The 18,937-nt window shown below is 70.5% G+C and carries 21 protein-coding genes; 18 read left to right on the forward strand and 3 right to left on the reverse strand.

Going from position 1 to position 18,937, the window contains the following annotated elements; genetic code table 11:
- Positions 1-14: 14 nt before the first annotated feature.
- Genes pgsA through HUW46_RS38460 form a run of 5 tightly spaced genes read left to right on the forward strand, consistent with a single transcriptional unit; the run spans position 15 to position 3,686 of the window.
- Positions 15-650 carry a phosphatidylinositol phosphate synthase gene (gene pgsA / locus HUW46_RS38440; RefSeq protein WP_215543601.1) on the forward strand — a complete coding sequence of 212 codons (636 nt, stop codon included), beginning with the start codon at positions 15-17 and terminating at the stop codon, positions 648-650.
- Positions 647-1,558, forward strand: a complete 912-nt coding sequence (locus tag HUW46_RS38445; RefSeq protein WP_215543602.1) for a phosphatidylinositol mannoside acyltransferase — start codon at positions 647-649, stop codon at positions 1,556-1,558. Before pgsA ends, HUW46_RS38445 begins: the two co-directional genes overlap by 4 nt.
- Positions 1,555-2,703, forward strand: a complete 1,149-nt coding sequence (locus HUW46_RS38450) for a glycosyltransferase family 4 protein (RefSeq protein ID WP_215543603.1) — start codon at positions 1,555-1,557, stop codon at positions 2,701-2,703. Before HUW46_RS38445 ends, HUW46_RS38450 begins: the two co-directional genes overlap by 4 nt.
- Entirely contained in the window at positions 2,700-3,194 is a 495-nt protein-coding gene (locus HUW46_RS38455) for an NUDIX hydrolase (RefSeq protein WP_215543604.1), read from the forward strand. The genes HUW46_RS38450 and HUW46_RS38455 overlap by 4 nt, the downstream gene beginning before the upstream one ends.
- Before the next feature lie 12 nt (positions 3,195-3,206).
- Positions 3,207-3,686, forward strand: coding sequence for an XdhC family protein (locus HUW46_RS38460; RefSeq protein ID WP_215543605.1), 480 nt, complete (start codon positions 3,207-3,209; stop codon positions 3,684-3,686).
- 182 nt (positions 3,687-3,868) lie between these two features.
- On the opposite strand, the gene HUW46_RS38465 is transcribed toward HUW46_RS38460, so the two are convergent.
- Complete coding sequence (locus tag HUW46_RS38465) at positions 3,869-5,983, reverse strand: elongation factor G-like protein EF-G2 (protein WP_215543606.1); 2,115 nt, start codon at positions 5,981-5,983, stop codon at positions 3,869-3,871.
- A gap of 271 nt (positions 5,984-6,254) precedes the next feature.
- Here HUW46_RS38465 and pdxS point away from each other — a divergent pair, with 271 nt between their 5' ends.
- Positions 6,255-7,166, forward strand: a complete 912-nt coding sequence (gene pdxS / locus HUW46_RS38470; protein ID WP_215543607.1) for a pyridoxal 5'-phosphate synthase lyase subunit PdxS — start codon at positions 6,255-6,257, stop codon at positions 7,164-7,166.
- A gap of 84 nt (positions 7,167-7,250) precedes the next feature.
- Here the strand turns inward: pdxS and HUW46_RS38475 are convergent, their stop codons facing one another.
- Positions 7,251-7,841, reverse strand: a complete 591-nt coding sequence (locus HUW46_RS38475) for an XRE family transcriptional regulator (protein WP_215543608.1) — start codon at positions 7,839-7,841, stop codon at positions 7,251-7,253.
- Between the two features lie 84 nt (positions 7,842-7,925).
- Between HUW46_RS38475 and HUW46_RS38480 the strand changes: the two genes are divergently transcribed.
- Both HUW46_RS38480 and HUW46_RS38485 read left to right on the forward strand, forming a co-directional pair.
- Complete coding sequence (locus tag HUW46_RS38480; RefSeq protein ID WP_215543609.1) at positions 7,926-8,618, forward strand: AzlC family ABC transporter permease; 693 nt, start codon at positions 7,926-7,928, stop codon at positions 8,616-8,618.
- Between the two features lie 2 nt (positions 8,619-8,620).
- The gene (locus HUW46_RS38485; RefSeq protein WP_215550378.1) at positions 8,621-8,941 is read left to right on the forward strand and encodes an AzlD domain-containing protein; all 321 of its coding nucleotides are present in this window, start codon (positions 8,621-8,623) and stop codon (positions 8,939-8,941) included.
- An 11-nt stretch (positions 8,942-8,952) separates the two neighbouring features.
- On the opposite strand, the gene HUW46_RS38490 is transcribed toward HUW46_RS38485, so the two are convergent.
- Positions 8,953-9,423, reverse strand: coding sequence for an Lrp/AsnC family transcriptional regulator (locus HUW46_RS38490; RefSeq protein WP_215543610.1), 471 nt, complete (start codon positions 9,421-9,423; stop codon positions 8,953-8,955).
- Positions 9,424-9,522: 99 nt separating this feature from the next.
- On the opposite strand from HUW46_RS38490, the gene HUW46_RS38495 reads away from it, so the two are divergent.
- The 10 genes from HUW46_RS38495 to secF all read left to right on the forward strand — a co-directional run bounded on the left by HUW46_RS38495 (position 9,523) and on the right by secF (position 18,935).
- Entirely contained in the window at positions 9,523-10,707 is a 1,185-nt protein-coding gene (locus tag HUW46_RS38495) for a trans-sulfuration enzyme family protein (protein ID WP_215543611.1), read from the forward strand.
- A gap of 40 nt (positions 10,708-10,747) precedes the next feature.
- Entirely contained in the window at positions 10,748-11,386 is a 639-nt protein-coding gene (gene pdxT / locus HUW46_RS38500) for a pyridoxal 5'-phosphate synthase glutaminase subunit PdxT (RefSeq protein ID WP_215543612.1), read from the forward strand.
- A 17-nt stretch (positions 11,387-11,403) separates the two neighbouring features.
- Positions 11,404-12,153, forward strand: a complete 750-nt coding sequence (locus HUW46_RS38505; protein WP_215543613.1) for a YebC/PmpR family DNA-binding transcriptional regulator — start codon at positions 11,404-11,406, stop codon at positions 12,151-12,153.
- A 79-nt stretch (positions 12,154-12,232) separates the two neighbouring features.
- Positions 12,233-12,754, forward strand: a complete 522-nt coding sequence (locus tag HUW46_RS38510) for a DUF4262 domain-containing protein (RefSeq protein ID WP_215543614.1) — start codon at positions 12,233-12,235, stop codon at positions 12,752-12,754.
- Between the two features lie 84 nt (positions 12,755-12,838).
- Positions 12,839-13,423, forward strand: a complete 585-nt coding sequence (gene ruvC / locus HUW46_RS38515; RefSeq protein WP_215543615.1) for a crossover junction endodeoxyribonuclease RuvC — start codon at positions 12,839-12,841, stop codon at positions 13,421-13,423.
- Positions 13,420-14,025: a Holliday junction branch migration protein RuvA gene (ruvA, locus tag HUW46_RS38520; RefSeq protein WP_215543616.1), complete on the forward strand. Its 606-nt coding sequence runs from the start codon at positions 13,420-13,422 to the stop codon at positions 14,023-14,025. The genes ruvC and ruvA overlap by 4 nt, the downstream gene beginning before the upstream one ends.
- 24 nt (positions 14,026-14,049) lie before the next feature.
- Complete coding sequence (ruvB, locus tag HUW46_RS38525) at positions 14,050-15,123, forward strand: Holliday junction branch migration DNA helicase RuvB (protein ID WP_215543617.1); 1,074 nt, start codon at positions 14,050-14,052, stop codon at positions 15,121-15,123.
- Between the two features lie 123 nt (positions 15,124-15,246).
- Positions 15,247-15,678 carry a preprotein translocase subunit YajC gene (gene yajC / locus HUW46_RS38530; RefSeq protein ID WP_215543618.1) on the forward strand — a complete coding sequence of 144 codons (432 nt, stop codon included), beginning with the start codon at positions 15,247-15,249 and terminating at the stop codon, positions 15,676-15,678.
- 220 nt (positions 15,679-15,898) lie between these two features.
- Complete coding sequence (gene secD / locus HUW46_RS38535; protein ID WP_215543619.1) at positions 15,899-17,677, forward strand: protein translocase subunit SecD; 1,779 nt, start codon at positions 15,899-15,901, stop codon at positions 17,675-17,677.
- A 1-nt stretch (position 17,678) separates the two neighbouring features.
- Entirely contained in the window at positions 17,679-18,935 is a 1,257-nt protein-coding gene (secF, locus tag HUW46_RS38540; RefSeq protein ID WP_215543620.1) for a protein translocase subunit SecF, read from the forward strand.
- Positions 18,936-18,937: the final 2 nt, after the last annotated feature.

Here is an 18,937-nt window from a genome sequence, read left to right on the forward strand (position 1 = left end):
CTTCGCCAGGACCGATGCTCAACATCTTCGCGCGTGCCTCCGTCTCCCGCGTCACCGATCCCATCGGCGCGGCGCTGCTGCGCGCCGGTCTCACCCCGAACGTGATGACGGTTCTCGGCACCGCGGGCGCGATCGCGTGCGCGCTGGTGTTCTTCCCCAACGGCTGGCTGCTCACCGGCACCTTCACCGTGTGGGGCTTCGCGATGCTCGACCTGCTTGACGGGGCGATCGCCAGGGCGAGGGGGCACGGCACGCCGTTCGGGGCGGTGCTCGACGCCACCTGTGACCGGCTGGTCGACGGCGCCCTGTTCGCCGCGATCGCCTGGTGGTGTTTTGTGCACGACCAGAACCACCGCGCCGCGGCCGCCGCCCTGATCTGCCTGGTGCTGGCCCAGGTCATCTCGTACGTGAAGGCGCGCGCGGAGGCGTCCGGGCTGGAGGCGGACGGCGGTCTCGTCGAACGCGCGGAGCGGCTCATCATCGCGCTCGTCGGAACCGGTCTGCACGGGCTCGGCGTGCCGTACGCGGTCGAAGTGTCCTTGTGGTTGCTCGCGGTGCTGTCGGTGATCACCTTGCTGCAGCGCCTGCTCGAGGTGGCCAGGTCGGCACGGGAGCGCGTCGAAGGACGAGGGGAGGGGGAACGGACATGAGTGGTCTGTCCGAACGCGTCGCCGATCTCAGCTACGCGGCGGGCTGGCGGTTGAGCCGGTTCGTGCCGGGGGCCGCGTTCTCGCTCGGCGCGGACATCGCCGCGCGCCGAGGGGGAGCCGGGGTGCAGCAGCTCCGGCGCAACCTCGCGCGGGTCGTCCCGCAGGCGGACGACACCGAGCTGGACGACCTGACCCGCCGGGCGATGCGCTCGTACGCGCGGTACTGGCACGAGGCGTTCCGGCTGCCGTCGATGAACCTGAAGAAGGTCGCCGACAACGTGTGGCAGACCGTCAGCGGGGTGGAAAATCTCGACGCGGCGCTCGCCGAGGGCAACGGCGCGGTGCTCGCGCTCGCCCACACCGGCAACTGGGACGTCGCGGGTGTCTGGCTCAACTCCCACTCCGGGCGGTTCACCACCGTGGTGGAGCGGCTGAAACCGGAGTCGCTGTACCGGCGGTTCGTCGCCTACCGCGAATCGCTCGGGTTCGAGATCATGCCGCTGACCGGGTCCAGCGCCGCGTTTCGCCTGCTGTTGCAGCGTTTGCGGGAGAACAAGGTCGTCTGCCTGCTCAGCGACCGCGATCTCACCCCCGGCGGCCTCGAGGTCACCTTCTTCGGCGAACAGACCAAAATGGCGCCCGGCCCGGCGAGGCTCGCGGCCACCACCGGCGCCGCGCTCATCCCGGTCGGCTGCTGGTACACCGAGGACGGCTGGCAGCTCCGCCTGCACCCGCGGATCAGGGTCAATCACCGCACCGAGGTCCCCGCTGCCACACAGGCGCTGGCCGACGTGTTCGCCGGCGACATCGCCGCGCACCCCACCGACTGGCACATGCTGCAGAAGTTCTGGCTCTCGGACTTCGCCGACCCCGAGCCCGCCCGCCTCGGGGAGGCGGAAGGCGCATGAAGATCGGGATCGTCTGCCCGTATTCGCTCGACGTCCCCGGTGGTGTGCAAGGCCATGTGATGGACCTTGCCAAGGCGCTGCTCGCGCGCGGGCACGAGATCTCGGTGCTGGCGCCCGCGGACGAAGGCGCGGACCTGCCGCCGTTCGTGCACCCGGCGGGCAAGGCGCTCGGCATCCCCTACAACGGATCGGTGGCGCGCCTGCAGTTCGGCCCGGTCTCGTACGCGCGCGTGCGCCGCTGGCTGCGCGAGAACGCCTTCGACGTGCTGCACCTGCACGAGCCCACCGCGCCCAGCCTTTCCATGCTCGCCCTCAAGGTCGCCGACGGTCCCATCGTGGCGACCTTTCACACGTCCACGCCGCGCTCGCGGACGCTGTCCGCGTTCCAGCCGGTGCTGCGGCCGCTGTTGGAGAAGATCACCGCCAGGATCGCGGTGTCCGCGCTCGCGCGCCGCGTCCAGGTCGAGCACGCCGGCGGTGACGCGGTGGAGGTCCCCAACGGCGTCGACGTCGAGTTCTTCTCCCGCGCCGTCCCGCTCGACGGGTACCCGAGGGCAGGCGGGACCGTCGGGTTCGTCGGCCGGTTCACCGAGCCCCGCAAAGGGATGGCCGTGCTCCTGGACGCGTTGCGCCGGATCCTGCCGGACTTCCCCGAACTGCGGCTGCTGGTGGTCGGCCGCGGCGACGGCGACGACCTGAAGCGGGAAGCGGGCCCCGAACTCGCTTCGCGCATCGAACTGCTCGGCCAGGCCGACGACGAGACCAAGGCGCGCGCGTTGCGCAGCGTCGACGTGTACTGCGCGCCGAACACCGGCGGCGAGAGCTTCGGCATGATCCTGACCGAGGCGATGGCCGCGGGCACGCCGGTGCTCGCGAGCGCACTCGATTCGTTCCGGCGGGTGCTCGACGACGGGAACGCCGGGGTGCTCACGCCCACCGGTGACGCGGGTGCGCTGGCCGACGCGCTCGCGGAGCTGCTCGGCGATCCGACCCGGCGGGCGTCGCTCGCGGCCGCGGCGGGGGAGCGGGTGGCGATGTTCGACTGGCCGGTCGTGGCGACGCAGGTGCTGCGCGTCTACGAGGCCGCGGTGGCGGCCGATCCGCGCCGGGTGAGCGCCGGTGACCAGCCGGAAGCCGCGCAGTGAGCGGGTTCGCGCTGGTCGTCGCGCTCGCCGCGCTGGTGGTCGTGCTCAGCGGGCTGTTCCTCGTCGCGACGGCGAACCGGCTCGATCGCCTGCACGTCCGCACCGACGCCGCGTGGGCCGCGCTGGACGCCGCCCTGGCGCGCCGGGCCGTGGTCGCCCGCGCGGTCGCCGCGGGCGCGTTGAGCGGTGAAGAAGCGTCGACGCTGAGCGTGGCCGCGGAAACCGCCGAAAAGGCCCCTCGTGGTGAGCGGGAAGCCGAGGAGAACGAGCTGACGCGCCTGCTCGCCCTCGTCCGGCGCGAGGACCTGCCGAAACCACTCGCCGACGAGCTGACCGACGCCGAGCACCGCGTGGTGATCGCGCGCCGGGTGCACAACGACGCGGTGCGGGACACGCTCGCGCTGCGGCGGCGCCGCAAGGTCCGCTACTTCCGGCTCGCGGGCACCGCGCCGCTGCCCGAGTACTTCGAGATCGCCGAACCCGAGGTCTGACACACTGCGGGCATGACCGATCCCTGCGCCGTCGCCCACGGCGGAGCCGCGTCGTCCGCCGCGGACCGCGTGCTCGTCGCGGTCTTCGACTCCCCGGTCGCCGCGTACCTGCTCCGCTACGCCGAAGACCTCGGCTACGAAACGGTTTTGGTGGATCCGGCGGGCGAAACCACCGCGATCCCCGCGCTCGACGAGCGCGCCGACGTGGTCGTGACCGACCACCACCGCCCGGAACTGGGCGAGCTGCTGCGCGCCGCGCTGGCGCAGCCCGCGCGCTGGATCGGCGTGCTCGGGAACCCGCGCCACCCCGGTCCGCACGTCGAGGCGCTGCGGGCGCTCGGCGTGCCGGACGAGGGGATCGCGCGGGTGCACCGGCCCGTGGGGCTCAACATCGGCTCGCGAACGCCGCCCGAGATCGCGATCGCGACGCTGGCGGGCTTGCTCGCGAACCGCAACGGCAGGCCGGGCGGCTTCGACTTCCCCGTGCACTGACGACCCCGGAATCGGGCGAACGGATCCGTTCGCGCGCCAAGGGGAGCCCTTGATTCAACATTACCGCGAGGGGCCGACAGTTTCGGCGCGGCGCAAGGTTTTCCGACGCGAGGTTTCCGGCACAAGGGTTTCCCGCACAAGGGGTTTCCGCCGCGATCCCGCCGGAAACCCCTTGCGGTGCCTCAGGTGCGCACTCCTTCCGGGAGCGGTTCGAAACGGGCGTGGTGCCGGGTGAACGTCGCGGTGCCCGAGGTCAGCGAGCGCAGGTCGATCGCGTACCGCAGCAGTTCGGTCGCGGGGACCTCCGCCTTGACGACGCTGCGCCCCTCGGCGACGGCTTCGGTGCCGAGAACCCGGCCCCGGCGCGAGGAAAGATCGCCGAGCACGGTGCCGAGGTGGTCGTCCGGCGCGATGACCACGACCTCCTCCAGCGGTTCGAGCAGCCGGATGCGCCCGTTCGCGGCGGCGTCCTTCAACGCGAGCGAGCCCGCGGTCTGGAACGCCGCGTCCGAGGAGTCGACGCTGTGCGCCTTGCCGTCCACGAGCGTGACCCGGACGTCGATCACCGGGTGCCCGTCGGCGAGCCCGCGCGCGAGCTGGGCACGCACGCCTTTCTCCACGCTCGGGATGAACTGGTGCGGCACCGCGCCGCCGACCACCTTGTCGACGAACTCGAACCCGGCACCGCGTTCGAGCGGCACGACCTCGATATCGCACACCGCGTACTGGCCGTGGCCGCCGGACTGCTTGACGTGCCGCCCGTGCCCCTTCGCCGGGCCCGCGAAGGTTTCCCGCAACGAGATCCGGACCGGCTCGGTGTCGATGTCGGCACCGCCCGCCCGCAGCCGGGACAACACGACGTCGGCGTGCGCTTCGCCCATGCACCACAGCACGAGCTGGCTCGTTTCCGCGTTGCGCTCCAGCCGCAGCGTCGGATCGCCCGCCACGAGCCTGGCGAGGTTGCGCGCGAGCGTGTCCTCGTCGCTGCGCGTCTTCGCGATGACGGCGACCGGCAGCAACGGCTCGGGCATCGTCCACGGGCGCATCAGGATCGGATCGTCCGGTGAGGACACCGTGTCGCCGGTCTCGGCCGAGCCGATCTTCGTCAGCGCGCACAGATCGCCTGCCACGCAATGGGAAACCTCGCGGAGGTTCGCGCCGAGCGGCGAGTACAGGTGCGCCACGCGCTCGTCCGCGTCGTGGTCCTCGTGGCCGCGCTCGGCGAGCCCGTGGCCCGAAACGTGCACGGGCCGTTCCGGCCGCAGCGTGCCGGAGAAGACGCGCACGAGCGAAACCCTGCCGACGTAGGAGTCCGCGGCGGTGCGGACGACCTCGGCGACGAGCGGTCCGTCCGGATCGGCCTTCAGCGGCGCGTGCGCCGAGCCGTCGGGCGCGGTGACCTCGGGCAGCGGATGTTCCAGCGGGGACGGGAAAGCGCGCGCCATGCCGTCGAGCACCTCGGTGAGCCCGACGCCGGTGGTCGCGCACACCGGGATCACCGGGTGGAAGCTGCCGTGGGCGACGGCGGTTTCGAGATCGGAGATGAGCGTGGCCTCGGCAATGTCCTCGCCCGCGAGGTACCGGTCCATCAGGGTCTCGTCCTCGCTCTCGGCGATGATCCCTTCGATCAGTTCGTCGCGGGCGGTGGCGATCCGGTCGAGGTCGGCGTCGTCGGGATCGGTCACGGTGGCGGGGAGCCCGTTCGCGTAGTCGTAGTAGCGGCGCGTGATGAGGCCGATGAGCCCCGGTTTCCCGCCGCTCGCGGGAAGGTACAGCGGGAGCACGCCCGCGCCGAACGCTTCCTGGCACGCGGCGATTTCCGCGTCGGCGTCGGCGCGCGCGTGATCGAGCCTGGCGATCACCACGGCCCTCGGCATGCCCACCGCGGCGCACTCGGCCCATACCGCGGCGGTCGCGGCGTCCACGCCCTCGGCCGCGCAGACCACGAACAACGCCGCGTCCGCCGCGCGCAGGCCCGCGCGCAGTTCGCCGACGAAGTCCGCGTACCCGGGGGTGTCGATGAGGTTGATCTTGACGTCGCCGTGGAGCAGCGGTGCCACCGAAAGCCCGACCGAACGCTGCTGCCGCACCGCCGCGGGATCGTGGTCGCACACGGTCGTGCCCTCGACGACCGAGCCAGCCCTCGGCACCGTCCCGGACGCGGCGAGCAGCGCTTCGGTCAGCGTGGTCTTGCCCGAGCCGGACGGCCCGACCAGCACCACGTTGCGGACCTTGGCCGGGTCGTCGACAGCGACCGCGGCCCCGGACTCGGTACTCCTTGCCTGTTTGTCAGCCATGACGGCTCCTCGGCTCGGCGGGGGAGGGCCCCGCGAGTTCGCGCACGTCCGTGGCTCGATCGATGGCGCGTCCACCGTTGACGGGCGCCTTGTGTCCCCGATCACACACCCGTCACCCGGTGTGGGCAAGACCGAGCGCGCGGTCGCACCCCCTCGGACGAGAACTGCCGATAAGTGGACTGCTGAGATCGGCTTGTACTGGCCTGTGGCACCGGTCCAAAGCCGACGTAGCATCGAATGGACCGCAGTTCTTCCCAGAAAGGCCCTTGCCGTGTCTGACGTCCAGCCCACCGCAACCCCCGCCGCGACCGGCACCGCCCGCGTCAAGCGCGGGATGGCCGAGATGCTCAAGGGCGGGGTGATCATGGACGTGGTCACCGCCGAGCAGGCGAAGATCGCCGAGGACGCCGGCGCCGTCGCCGTGATGGCGCTCGAACGCGTGCCCGCCGACATCAGGGCGCAGGGCGGTGTCGCCAGGATGAGCGACCCCGACCTGATCGACGGCATCATCGAAGCCGTTTCCATCCCCGTCATGGCGAAGGCGCGCATCGGGCACTTCGTCGAGGCGCAGGTGCTCCAGTCGCTCGGCGTGGACTACATCGACGAGTCCGAGGTGCTTACCCCGGCCGACTACGCCAACCACATCGACAAGTGGGCGTTCACCGTGCCGTTCGTGTGCGGTGCGACGAACCTCGGCGAGGCGCTGCGCCGCATCAACGAGGGCGCCGCGATGATCAGGTCGAAGGGCGAGGCCGGTACCGGCGACGTCTCGAACGCGACCACGCACATGCGGAAGATCCGTGCCGAGATCCGCCGCCTCACCTCGCTGCCCGAGGACGAGCTTTTCGTTGCGGCGAAAGAACTTCAGGCGCCCTACGAGCTCGTCAAGGAGATCGCGGAGAAGGGCAAGCTCCCGGTCGTGCTGTTCACCGCGGGCGGGATCGCGACCCCCGCCGACGCCGCGATGATGATGCAGCTCGGCGCCGAAGGCGTGTTCGTCGGCTCCGGCATCTTCAAGTCCGGCAACCCCGCGGAGCGCGCCGCCGCGATCGTCAAGGCCACCACCTTCCACGACGACCCCGACGTGCTCGCGAAGGTCTCGCGTGGCCTGGGCGAAGCGATGGTCGGGATCAACGTCGACGACGTCCCGGAGCCGCACCGCCTCGCCGAACGCGGCTGGTGAATCTCCGGCCCTCGCAACGCCTCTGAAGGTGGCCATCACGGCATTGAATGCCGTGATGGCGGCCTTCAGTGCATAACGACTCGTTCAGGGGTGTTCGGAGATTTCGACGGCGCGCGTGTCGGGTTCGAGTGCTTCGAAGATGTGCGGTACGTCGCCGGGGTAGCAGATGTAGTCGCCGGGGAACAGTTCGGCGGGATCCTCCGTCGGCCCGACGAGCGCGCGTCCGGTGCACAGCGTGATGTGCTCGACGACCCCTCGTATGTGCGGATCGGACCGCCGCGGCGCGCCGGGCTGCGCGACCACCTGGTACAGGTCCCGTTGCATGCCGGGCGGGCACGAGGCGAGCAGCGTGCAGGCGTAGTTCGCGCGCTCGGCGAACACCCGCGGGCCCTCGCCGGACCGGATCACCCGAACCTGGGGGCGCGGCGGTTCGACGAGCCGGGAGAACTGCACGTCGAGTGCGACGCCGAGCGCCCACAGGGTTTCCACGCTCGGGTTGCCGGTCGCGGATTCGAGCTGGGACAACGTGGACTTCGCGATCCCGGCCTTGCGCGCCAGCTCGGTGAGCGAGAGCCCGGCGCGTGCCCGCTCCCGCCGAAGCGAGGCCGCGATGGTTTCCAGCGGCGCCCCGCGTTGCTGTTCCTCGCTCGGCGGCAGGTGCCCGTGATCGGTCATGTGCGTGCTCCGTGGCGTCGTTCGGTAGGCCGGACCGTTTGTTCTCCTTGACGAACGGCACCGACATGTTCATCATACGATGCTATGCGTTCGATTTGGCGAACCCTCGGCCCGGACCTGGCCAGGGACATCGGCCTCGTGTGCCTCGCGGACTGCCTCGTCGGGCTCTCCTACGGGATGCTCGCGGTCAGTTCCGGCTTCGAGATCTGGGTGCCCATGATGCTGTCGCTGCTGGTCTTCGCCGGGGTATCGCAGTTCCTGTTCATCGGGATGATCGCCGCGGGCGGCAACCCGATCGCGGCGGTCGTGGCCGGGCTGCTGGTGAACACGCGTCACGTCCCGTTCGGCTTCGCGGTCGCGGACCTGCTCGGCAAGGGAGCCTTCCGGCGGATCGCGGGCAGTCACCTGATGATCGACGAGAACGTGGCGTTCGCGCTCGCTCAGAAGGACGCCGAACGACGGCGGGCCGCGTACTGGGCTTGCGGGATCGGGTTGTTCGTCTGCTGGAACCTCGGCGTGGTCGTCGGCGCGTTCGCGGGCACGGCGATCACCGACACCGACGCGTTCGGGCTCGACGCGGCCTTTCCCGTCGTGCTGCTCGCGCTGGTGCTGCCTTCGCTGAAGGACCGCGACACCCGGCTCGCCGCGCTGATCGGCGTGGTGATCGCGCTCGCGACGACTTTCTTCCTGCCCGCCGGACTGCCGGTGCTGTGCGCGCTCGCGGGTGTGCTCGTAGTGCTGCGCAAGGCGAAGACCCCAGAGGAGGCTGTCGCGTGATCATCGCCCCGCTCACGCTCGTCCTGTGCGCCGTCGTACTTGCCGCGGGCACGTTCGCGTTCCGGTTCGCCGGGCCCGCATTGCGGTCGCGCGTAACGCTTTCCCCGCGCTCGGAGAAGATCATGGCGACCGCGGCCGTGGTCCTGCTCGCCGCCGTGGTCGCGACGGCTTCGCTCACCGAGGACCAGTCGTTCGCCGGGATCGCCCGCCCCGCGGGGGTGCTCGTCGGCGGTGTGCTCGCGTGGCGGAAGGCGCCGTTCCCGCTCGTCGTGATCGCCGCCGCCGCGACGGCCGCGCTGCTGCGGCTGATCGGCGTTTCCTAGCGCGGAGTCCGTCAGCGCAGGGCGTCCACGGTAGGGGGCACCTCCGCCTTGCGCCGGTGCTCGAACAACAGGTTCGTGTGCACCTCGGCCACTTCGCGGCGGGTGGTGTAGGAGTCGAGCAGCAGCCGTTGCAGATGCGCCGCGTCGGCCACCGCCACGTGCACGAGGAAGTCCTCGGGGCCAGCCACGTGCGACACCGAGACGGTTTCCGGCATGCCGAGCACGAACTCCATGAACACCTGCACCACGGCCCTGGTGTGCGGGCGGATCCGCACCGCGACCACCGCCTGCAGCGGCCTGCCGAGCGCGCCGAGCGACACCTCCGCCCGGTAGCCGCTGATCACCCCGGACTCCCGCAGCGCGCGATGCCGCACGAGGCAGGTCGACGGCGCCACGTTGACCAGTGCCGCCAGGTCCTTGTTCGGCAGCCGCGCGTCGTTCTGCAGGGCCGCCAGAATCGCGACGTCGATCGCATCCAGCACGAAACTTCCTTCCGGTTGCCGAAGATGCTTTCGAAGATGCCCTAGATCACCGCGTTCCGTCCAGCATTGGCCCCGCAGATGTGAATCGAGGAGGTAGCGGTGACGGGTGTCAGGACGCGTGCGGTGCACGGCGGCAAGGACGATTTGGGCGGGCTCGGCGTGCACGTCCCGCCGATCGACCTGTCCACCACCTACCCGGTGCCGGACCAAGCGGCGGGCGGGGCGGCGCTGGCCGACTGGGCCGACGGGCTCGCCGACGCCGCGTCGCCGGTGTACGCGCGGCTGCACAACCCGACGGTCGCGCGGTTCGAACGCGCGCTCGCCGATCTCGAAGGCGTCGAGTCCGCGGTGTCCTTCGCCAGCGGCATGGCTGCGATGACGGCCGTCCTCCAGGCGGCCTGCCTGATGCGCGGCCGCCCGCACGTGGTGGCCGTCCGCCCGCTCTACGGCGGCACGGACCACTTGCTGGCCACCGGGTTGCTCGGCACCGAGACCACCTACGCGCGAGCGGACGAGATCGAGGCGGCGATCCGGCCGGACACCGGGCTCGTCGTGCTGGAGACCCCGGCGAACCCGAACCTCGACCTGACCGACATCGCCGCCGTGGTGCGCGCCGCGGGCGAAGTCCCGGTGCTCGTCGACAACACCTTCGCGACCCCGGTACTGCAGAACCCGGCCGCGCACGGCGCCGCCTACGTCCTGCATTCGGGCACCAAGTACCTCGGCGGTCACGGTGACGTGCTCGGCGGTGTGGTCGCCTGCGCCGAGCCGCTCGCCGGTCCGCTGCGGCAGCTCCGGATCCTCACCGGCGCGGTGCTGCACCCGCTCGGCGGCTACCTGCTGCACCGCGGGCTCGCGACGCTGCCCTTGCGCGTCGAAGCGGCCACGCGCACGGCGTCGGAGCTGGCGATGAGGCTCGCCGAGCACCCCGCCGTGGACTCGGTGCGGTACCCGGGGCTCACCGGCGGGCCGCTGCTCGGCACGCAGTTGCGGGAGCCCGGCGCGATGCTCGCCTTCGAGCCGGTCGGTGACCCGTACGCCGTGGTCGGCAAGCTCGGTCTGGTCACGCCCGCGGTCAGCCTCGGCTCGGTCGACACGCTCATCGAGCACCCCGGCGCGCTGACCCACCGGCTGGTCGGCGAGTCCGACCGCGAAGCGTGCGGAGTTCCGTCGAGCCTGCTGCGGGTCTCGGTCGGGCTCGAGGACGTCGACGACCTCTGGGACGACCTCGAGCAGGCGCTGCGCGTCGCGGCGGCGGACCGCCCCCGGGGTGAGCGTCGCTGACCTGCGCATTAGGCTTGTGCGGTTGCCTTAGCTGACGGAGGTGCCGGTGGACAGGCCAGTGGTCGGAGTGCTCGCGCTGCAGGGGGACGTGCGCGAGCACCTCGCCATGCTGACCGGTGCGGGCGCCACCGCGCTGCCCGTCCGGCGCCCGGCCGAACTGTCCGAAGTGGACGGTCTGGTGCTGCCGGGCGGCGAGTCCACCACGATGTCGCGCCTGCTCGAAACGTTCGAGCTGCTCGAACCGCTGCGCGAGCGCATCGCGGCCGGGCTGCCCGCGTTCGGGTCGTGCGCGGGCATGATCCTGCTCGCGCGCGAAGTGCTCGACGGCAGGCCGGATCAGCGCCAGCTCGGCGGGCTCGACGTCGTCGTGCGCCGCAACGCCTTCGGGCGGCAGGTCGACTCGTTCGAGTCCGACCTGGACTTCGCCGGTCTCGGCGCACCGGGCGAGGCGCCGCTGCACGCCGTCTTCATCCGCGCGCCGTGGGTCGAGCGGACCGGCGACGGCGTCGAAGTGCTCGCACGGGTACCGGACACCCCTGCCGCCGGGGACGCTGCCGCTAGGATCGTCGCGGTCAGGCAGGGAGCAGTGCTCGCCACCGCGTTCCACCCGGAGCTCACGGGGGACGAGCGCGTGCACCGGCTGTTCGTCGGCATGGTACGAGACCGCGTTCCCGCGTAGAAGCAGTTGGAGGAGAGATGAGCGGCCACTCCAAGTGGGCCACCACCAAGCACAAGAAGGCCAACCTCGACGCGAAGCGCGGCAAGCTCTTCGCGAGGTTGATCAAGAACATCGAGGTGGCGGCGCGCACCGGCGGCAGTGACCCCGACGGGAACCCGACTCTCTACGACGCGATCGCCAAGGCCAAGCGCAACTCGGTTCCCGCGGACAACATCGAGCGCGCGCGCAAGCGCGGCGGCGGCGAGGAAGCGGGCGGCGCGGACTGGCAGACGATCACCTACGAGGGCTACGGCCCCAACGGTGTCGCGGTGCTGATCGAGTGCCTGACCGACAACAAGAACCGGGCCGCGATGGAGGTGCGCACCGCCTTGACGCGCAACAACGGTTCGCTCGCCGACCCGGGTTCGGTCGCCTACCTGTTCAACCGCAAGGGTGTCGTGCTCATGCCGAAGAACGACCTGAGCGAGGACGACGTGCTGATGGCCGTTCTCGACGCCGGCGCCGAAGAGGTCAACGATCTCGGCGAGAGCTTCGAGATCATCTCCGAGGCGACCGATCTGGTCGCGGTGCGGAAAGCCTTGCAGGAAGCCGAATACGACTACGAGTCGGCGGACATGAGCTTCCTGCCGTCGATGACCGTGGCGCTCGAAGCCGACGGTGCCAAGAAGGTGTTCAACCTGATCGACGCGCTCGAGGACTGCGACGACGTCCAGAACGTGTATGCGAACTTCGACGTGTCGGACGAGGTGCTCGCGGAAGTCGGCTGACCGTTCGTCCCGAAAACCTGACCGGTAGGCGAAATTCCGGTGGCCGGTGCCTTTCCCGTCGAGGGCGGGATACGGCACAATGACGCCCGTGACCGCCGAAACCCTTGCGCCCGAAGAAGAAGAGCTGCTCGAGTGGATTGTCCAGCAGGGGCAGCAACGGGGGAACGCCGTCATCGCGGTGCCCGATGACGAGGAGGGCGCCGGCTACGCCTTCACCGCCTGCGCGTGGGCGTTGCACGGGGTTCCCGAAGCGGTCGTGGTCGGCCTGCCCGCGGAGATCGGCCCGGTTCTGCTCGACGCCTATGTGGACCGTGCGGCGGCGGGGGAGCAGTTCGAGTACGGCAAGCTGTACACGGATTTCTTCGACGGCGTGCCGGTCACCTTCGAGAAGGTCGCCAAGGGGCACTACCTCGAGTACTTCGGCAGCGCGTTCCTGGTGTACCCGGACGGCGACTTCCCCGCCGTGCAGCTGATCGTGCCGACCCCGGACGGTTCGTGGCCGTGGCAGGACAGCGCGCCGGAGGGGTTCGGCGAGTGGCAGCTCGTGCTCACCGAGAGCGGTGAGCCGGAGAGCTGGACACCGGGCGTCGACGGTCCGTGACATCCGCACGGCGCGTCCTCGCCGTACTCGCGGAGAACGCCCGGTAGCCTCACCTCGAACTGGTGTTCGGCGAGAGGTGATCAGGTGCGCGTGCTCGGTGTGGACCCCGGGCTGACCCGGTGCGGGATCGGCGTCGTGGACGGCGGCACCGGCCGGTCGGTCAGCTGCGTCGCGGTCGACGTCGTGCGCACCCCCGCCGACGCCACGCTCGCGACCAGGCTGATGGCGGTGGCCGACGCGGTGGAGGACTGGCTGGACCGGTACCGGCCGGAGGCGGTCGCCATCGAGCGCGTGTTCAGCCAGCACAACGTGCGCACGGCGATGGGCACCGCGCAGGCGGGCGGTGTGGTCGCGCTGTCCGCGGCGCGCCGCGGGCTTCCCGTCGCGTTCCACACGCCGAGCGAGATGAAGGCCGCCGTCACCGGATCGGGCCGGGCGGACAAGGCCCAGGTCACCGCCATGGTTACCCGGCTGCTCAAGCTCGAGGACGCGCCGAAGCCCGCGGACGCGGCCGACGCGCTGGGGCTGGCGATCTGCCACCTGTGGCGGGAGCCGATGCGGTTGCGGCTCGCCGAAGCGGAGGCGCGGGCGAAGGAACTGGCGAAGGCCCACAAGGCACGCCTCGCCGAAGCGGCGAAGGCGGCGAAGAACACGGGAGTGCGGCGATGATCTCCTCGGTACGCGGAGAAGTCCTGGAAATCGGGCTCGACCACGTGGTCGTCGAGATGGGCGGGTTCGGTGTCGCCGTGCAGGCGACGCCGTCGACGCTCGCGACGCTGCGCCGCGGTGAGCAGACCCGGCTGCACACGACGCTGGTCGTGCGCGAGGATTCGTTGACCCTGTTCGGTTTCGCCGACGCCGAAGCGCGCGAGCTGTTCGGGCTGCTGCAGACGGTGTCCGGGATCGGGCCGCGCATCGCGCTCGCGGCGCTCGCGGTGCTCGACCCCGACAAGCTGAAAGCCGCGCTGTCCGAAGGGAACATCACCGTGCTGACCCAGGTGCCCGGGATCGGCCGGAAGGGGGCCGAGCGCCTCAGCCTCGAACTGCGCGACAAGGTCGTGGCCGCCGCGCCCGGCGCGCCGGAGGCGGCCGTGGGCGCGGTCGCGGGCTCCGCGGTGCGCGGCGAGGTCGTGGAAGCGTTGGCAGGACTGGGTTTCCCGGCGAAGCAGGCCGAGCAAGCCGTCGACAGGGTCCTGGCCGACGAGGACGCGCAGCACACCACGGCCACGGTGCTGCGGGCGGCGTTGGCCACCCTCGGCCGCAAGCGGTAGGCCGCGGGCGTGGACCATGGGCACATGACGGACTTCGAGACGGACGAGACCCTCTCCGCCCTCCCGCAGAACGGGGAGCGCGAGGTCGAGACCACACTCCGTCCGCGCAAGCTCGAAGAGTTCGTCGGCCAGCCGCGGGTTCGCGAGCAGCTGCAACTGGTGCTGGAGAGCGCGCGCCGCCGCGGCGTGCCGCCGGACCACGTGCTGCTGTCCGGGCCCCCGGGGCTCGGGAAGACGAGCCTGGCGATGATCGTCGCGGCGGAACTGGACGCCGCCATCCGGATCACCTCCGGTCCCGCGCTGGAACGCGCCGGAGACCTCGCGGCGATGCTGTCGAACCTCGCCGAAGGCGACGTGCTGTTCATCGACGAGATCCACCGGATCGCCCGTCCCGCCGAGGAGATGCTGTACCTCGCGATGGAGGACTTCCGGGTGGACGTGGTGGTCGGCAAGGGGCCGGGCGCCACCAGCATCCCGCTCGAGATCGCACCGTTCACCCTGGTCGGGGCCACCACGCGCTCGGGCGCGCTGACCGGCCCGCTGCGCGACCGGTTCGGGTTCACCGGTCAGATGGAGTTCTACGCCGACGAGGAGCTGGAGCTGGTGGTGCGCCGGGCGGCGACCATCCTCGGCATCGAGATCGACGCGGACGGGTGCGCCGAGATCGCGGGCCGTTCGCGTGGCACGCCCCGGATCGCGAACCGGCTCCTGCGCCGCGTGCGCGACTACGCCGAGGTCAGGGAGGACGGCAGGGTGAGCAGGGCGATCGCCCGCGCGGCGCTGGCCGTCTACGACGTCGACGAGCTGGGCCTCGACCGCCTCGACCGCGCGGTGCTGACCGCGCTGTGCCGCTCGTTCGGCGGAGGCCCGGTCGGCGTGACGACACTGGCGGTAGCGGTGGGCGAGGAACCAGGTACCGTCGAAGAGGTGTGTGAGCCCTACCTGGTTCGCGCCGGCATGCTCGCCCGCACTCCGCGCGGCCGGGTGGCGACACCGTCGGCGTGGGAGCACCTCGGGCTCACCGTGCCCGCCGGGTACGGCGGCGGGCTGGGACAGCCGGGTCCTACGCTGTTCGACCAGGAGGCGTTCGACCAGTAGCTCACCGGGAACTCCCGACACCGGTGCTGGCGTTTTCAGTGGTACCTGGCACACTCTGAAGAGCACATCTATACAAAACCGGACGTAACACCCCGCTGTGGGGCGTCCGTCGAATGGAGAATCATGGAACAGTTATTGCTGCCGGTGCTCCTCATGCTCGTCGTGGCGGTTCCGCTGGTGATGGGAACGCGCAAGCAGAAGCGGATGGCGCAGCAGCAGCAGGAGCTGCAGAACAGCCTCGGCGAGGGCGACCGCGTGATGACGACGTCGGGCCTTTACGGCACCGTCGCCAACACCGATGACGAGACCACCATCGACATCGAGATCGCGCCGGGCGTGGTGACCACCTGGCTGCGCCAGGCGGTTCGCGAGCGCGTCGAGCCGGTCGTTGAGGACGACTCCGCCGACGAGGAAGCTCCTGGTTCCCACGAGGCGATTCCCGCCGACGAGGCTCCCGCGGTGACCGCTTCTTCGGAGACTTCGGCGACCGAGGAGAAGAAGTCCGAGGAGTCGGGCGCCCAGATCGCCCCGCCGCTGGAGCACGGCAAGAAGTAGCTCCGCTGCTTGCCCCGTGGAATCCCGACGAAAGTGGGTACGGGGGCAACGCCGGGTTCACGCAGCACCGAGTAGTGTCTCGGTGCTGCGTGCGTGTCCGGCGTCATAGTGATCAACCGTGTCCGCGCGCGGCGGCTGGCTCGCGCGCGGACGCACACCGTTCGCGAGCGCGCCCGCAGCGCCGAGTCCGAGAACTTTCACTTCGAGGAGAACGACCACCGTGGCACCACCGGCCGGGCAGATCCGCCCGGGACGCTATCTCGCCTTCTTCGGCATCATCGTGGTCGCGCTCTACGCGCTGGTGTTCCTCACCGGCGACGGGAAGCCGACCCCGAAGCTCGGCATCGACCTCCAGGGCGGCACGCGGGTCACGCTGACCGCGCGCACACCGGAGGGCGGAGCTCCCACGAAGGAATCGCTCGACCAGGCGCGCCAGATCATCGAAACCCGGGTGAACGGTTACGGCGTCGGTGGTACCCAGGTGGTGCTCGACGGCGACAACGTCGTCATCACCGTCCCCGGCGACCAGGGCGACCAGGCCAAGAACCTCGGCAAGACGGCCAAGCTCGGCTTCCGCGAGGTGATCCAGGCCGAACGGGTCGGGGCGCCTCAGCAGCCGGGCCAGCCGGGGCAGCAGCCCGGCCAGCAGCCGCCGCCCGGCCAGTCCTCGGCCCCGGCGCCGAACCCGTCGGCCCCGCCAGCCTCGGCGCCCGCGGGCAAACCGTCGAACGCGCCCGCCCCCGGTGGTGGCGGTGGCGCGCCCGGCGCGGCTCAGCAGCCGCCGACGCCGTCGCCCGGCGACGACTCGATCGACCAGAAGACCAAGCAGGAGATCGCGGCCGCGAAGGCGGCGCGGCAGAACCCCGCGCTGGTCGCGAAGGACCCGAACAACCAGCAGCAGGCGGCCGCCGCGCAGCAGCTGCAGCAGCAGGCGCTCGCGGCGATGACCTGCACCCCGGGCAAGAACGACCCGCTGGCTGGTAACGACGATCCGGACAAGCCGCTGGTCACCTGCCTGCAGGACGGCACCGAGAAGTACGTGCTCGGCCCGGTGTTCCTGCAGGGCACCGAGATCTCCGACGCGCAGGCCGCGCCGCCCGCTCCGCAGAAGCCGGGCTGGACGGTCAACCTGCAGTTCAAGCCCGACGGCGGCAAGACCTGGGGCGATTTCACCTCGTCCCACGTCAACAAGCGCGCCGCGTTCGTGCTCGACACCCAGGTCGTCTCGGCGCCGAACATCAACGGCCCGATCCTCGGTGGCAACACCGAGATCAGCGGCTCGTTCGGGCAGGCGGAGGCCAAGAACCTCGCCAACATCCTCAAGTACGGCTCGCTGCCGCTCTCGTTCGCTCCGTCGGACGCCACCACGGTGTCCGCGACCCTGGGCCTCGCTTCGCTCGAAGCGGGTTTGATCGCGGGCGCCGTCGGGCTCGCGATCGTGTTCATCTACTGCCTGTTCTACTACCGGTTCCTCGGTGTGCTGACGATCCTTTCGCTGGCGTTGTCCGGTGCCCTCGTCTACTCCGTGCTGGTGCTGCTCGGAAGGTGGATCGGATACACCCTCGACCTCGCCGGCGTCGCGGGCCTGATCATCGCCATCGGGATCACGGCCGACTCGTTCGTCATCTACTTCGAACGGCTCAAGGACGAGATGCGGGAGGGCAGAAGCTTCCGCTCCGCCGTGGGCCGGGGCTGGGTGCGGGCGAGGCGCACGATTCTCGCCTCGGACGCGGTGAGCTTCCTGGCCGCCGCGGTGCTTTACGTCATCGCCGTCGGCGACGTGCAGGGCTTCGCGTTCACGCTCGGTATGTCGACCGTGCTCGACCTGGTGGTGGTGTACCTGGTGACGCACCCGCTGGTCGCGCTGATCTCCAAGAGCAAGTCGAAGACGTTGACCAACCCGAACTTCCTCGGGCTCGGCGCGGTGCAGAAGCTGGGCGCGCTGAAGTCGGCCGCGAACAAGTCCGCCCGCCGTGGCGCGACCGCGAAGGAGGCCTGACGTGGCCGTCGAAGAACACGGGAACGCCGCGGGCGAGACCTCCGAGAAGACACCGAACTCGGGTAAGCGGGAGAGCTTCTTCCACCGGCTCTACGTGGGCACCGGCGCGTTCAACATCGTCGGGAACCGGAAGCGCTGGTACGTCTTCTTCAGCGCGCTGGTGCTGGTGTGCGTCGCGTCGATGGGGATCAAGGGCTTCAACCTCGGTATCGAGTTCGAGGGCGGCACCCAGCTGCAGATGCCCGCGAAGAACGCCTCGGGGACCGAGATCACCGAGCCGCAGGTCAAAGAAGTCTTCTCCGATTCCACCGGGAAGCGCGCCGCGGAGACCCAGATCGTCGGCAAGGGCACCAGCGCGGCGATCCAGATCCGCTCGGACGCACTGAACAACGCCGAGGTCGCGAAGCTCAAGCAGGATCTGTTCACCAAGCTGAAGCCGGTGGACAACGCGGGCAGGTCCGCGCCGCAGATCATCAGCGACAGCGCCGTCAGCGCGTCGTGGGGCGGGGAAATCTCGCAGAAGGCCCTCATCGCGCTGGCCGTCTTCCTGGTGCTGGTGACGATCTTCCTCGCGGTCTACTTCGAGCGCTGGATGGCGATCGCGGCGCTGATCTCGCTGATCCACGACATCGTGGTGACCGCGGGCGTCTATTCACTCGTCGGTTTCGAGGTCACGCCCGCGACGGTGATCGGTCTGCTGACCATTCTCGGATTCTCCTTGTACGACACGGTGGTGGTGTTCGACAAGGTCAAGGAGAACACCCGCGGCCTGCTCGGGCTGACCAGGCGCGACTACGGCGAGGCGGCGAACCTGGCGCTCAACCAGACCCTGATGCGGTCGATCAACACCGCGGTCATCGCGATGCTGCCGATCCTCGGCCTGCTCGTGATCGGCTACATCCTGCTGGGCTCCGGCACGCTGCAGGACCTGGCGCTGGTGCAGCTCACCGGCACGATCGTGGGTGTGCTGTCCTCGGTCGCGCTCGCGACGCCGCTGCTGGTGGACTTCAAGATGCGGGACCCGAAGTACCGCCAGCAGGCCGCCAGGGTCAAGGCGCGCAAGGAAAACCTCGCGAAGAAGGCGGCGGAGCGCGGCGGTTCGTCCACAGAGGACGATCTCGACGTGACCGACGACGAGGCGCTGGAAGCCGAGCTGCGCAAGGAAAAGGCGTACGCGGCGGCGGCGAGCGTGCCCGCGCGGAACCAGAAGCAGACGCCGAGGCGGACCAGTCGTCCGTCCGGCAAGCGCAGGCGCTAGTT

The sequence above is a fragment of the Amycolatopsis sp. CA-230715 genome (assembly GCF_018736145.1).
Lineage (GTDB): Bacteria > Actinomycetota > Actinomycetes > Mycobacteriales > Pseudonocardiaceae > Amycolatopsis.

Coding starts and splice junctions, on each gene's coding strand:
- pgsA (WP_215543601.1), top strand. CDS start 15: ATGCTCAACATCTTCGCGCGTGCCTCCGTCTCCCGCGTCACCGATCCC.
- yajC (WP_215543618.1), top strand. CDS start 15,247: ATGGAACAGTTATTGCTGCCGGTGCTCCTCATGCTCGTCGTGGCGGTT.
- HUW46_RS38465 (WP_215543606.1), bottom strand. CDS start 5,983: ATGGCTGACAAACAGGCAAGGAGTACCGAGTCCGGGGCCGCGGTCGCT.
- HUW46_RS38445 (WP_215543602.1), top strand. CDS start 647: ATGAGTGGTCTGTCCGAACGCGTCGCCGATCTCAGCTACGCGGCGGGC.
- HUW46_RS38510 (WP_215543614.1), top strand. CDS start 12,233: ATGACGCCCGTGACCGCCGAAACCCTTGCGCCCGAAGAAGAAGAGCTG.
- HUW46_RS38475 (WP_215543608.1), bottom strand. CDS start 7,841: ATGACCGATCACGGGCACCTGCCGCCGAGCGAGGAACAGCAACGCGGG.
- HUW46_RS38450 (WP_215543603.1), top strand. CDS start 1,555: ATGAAGATCGGGATCGTCTGCCCGTATTCGCTCGACGTCCCCGGTGGT.
- HUW46_RS38460 (WP_215543605.1), top strand. CDS start 3,207: ATGACCGATCCCTGCGCCGTCGCCCACGGCGGAGCCGCGTCGTCCGCC.
- ruvB (WP_215543617.1), top strand. CDS start 14,050: ATGACGGACTTCGAGACGGACGAGACCCTCTCCGCCCTCCCGCAGAAC.
- HUW46_RS38505 (WP_215543613.1), top strand. CDS start 11,404: ATGAGCGGCCACTCCAAGTGGGCCACCACCAAGCACAAGAAGGCCAAC.
- ruvA (WP_215543616.1), top strand. CDS start 13,420: ATGATCTCCTCGGTACGCGGAGAAGTCCTGGAAATCGGGCTCGACCAC.
- HUW46_RS38480 (WP_215543609.1), top strand. CDS start 7,926: ATGCGTTCGATTTGGCGAACCCTCGGCCCGGACCTGGCCAGGGACATC.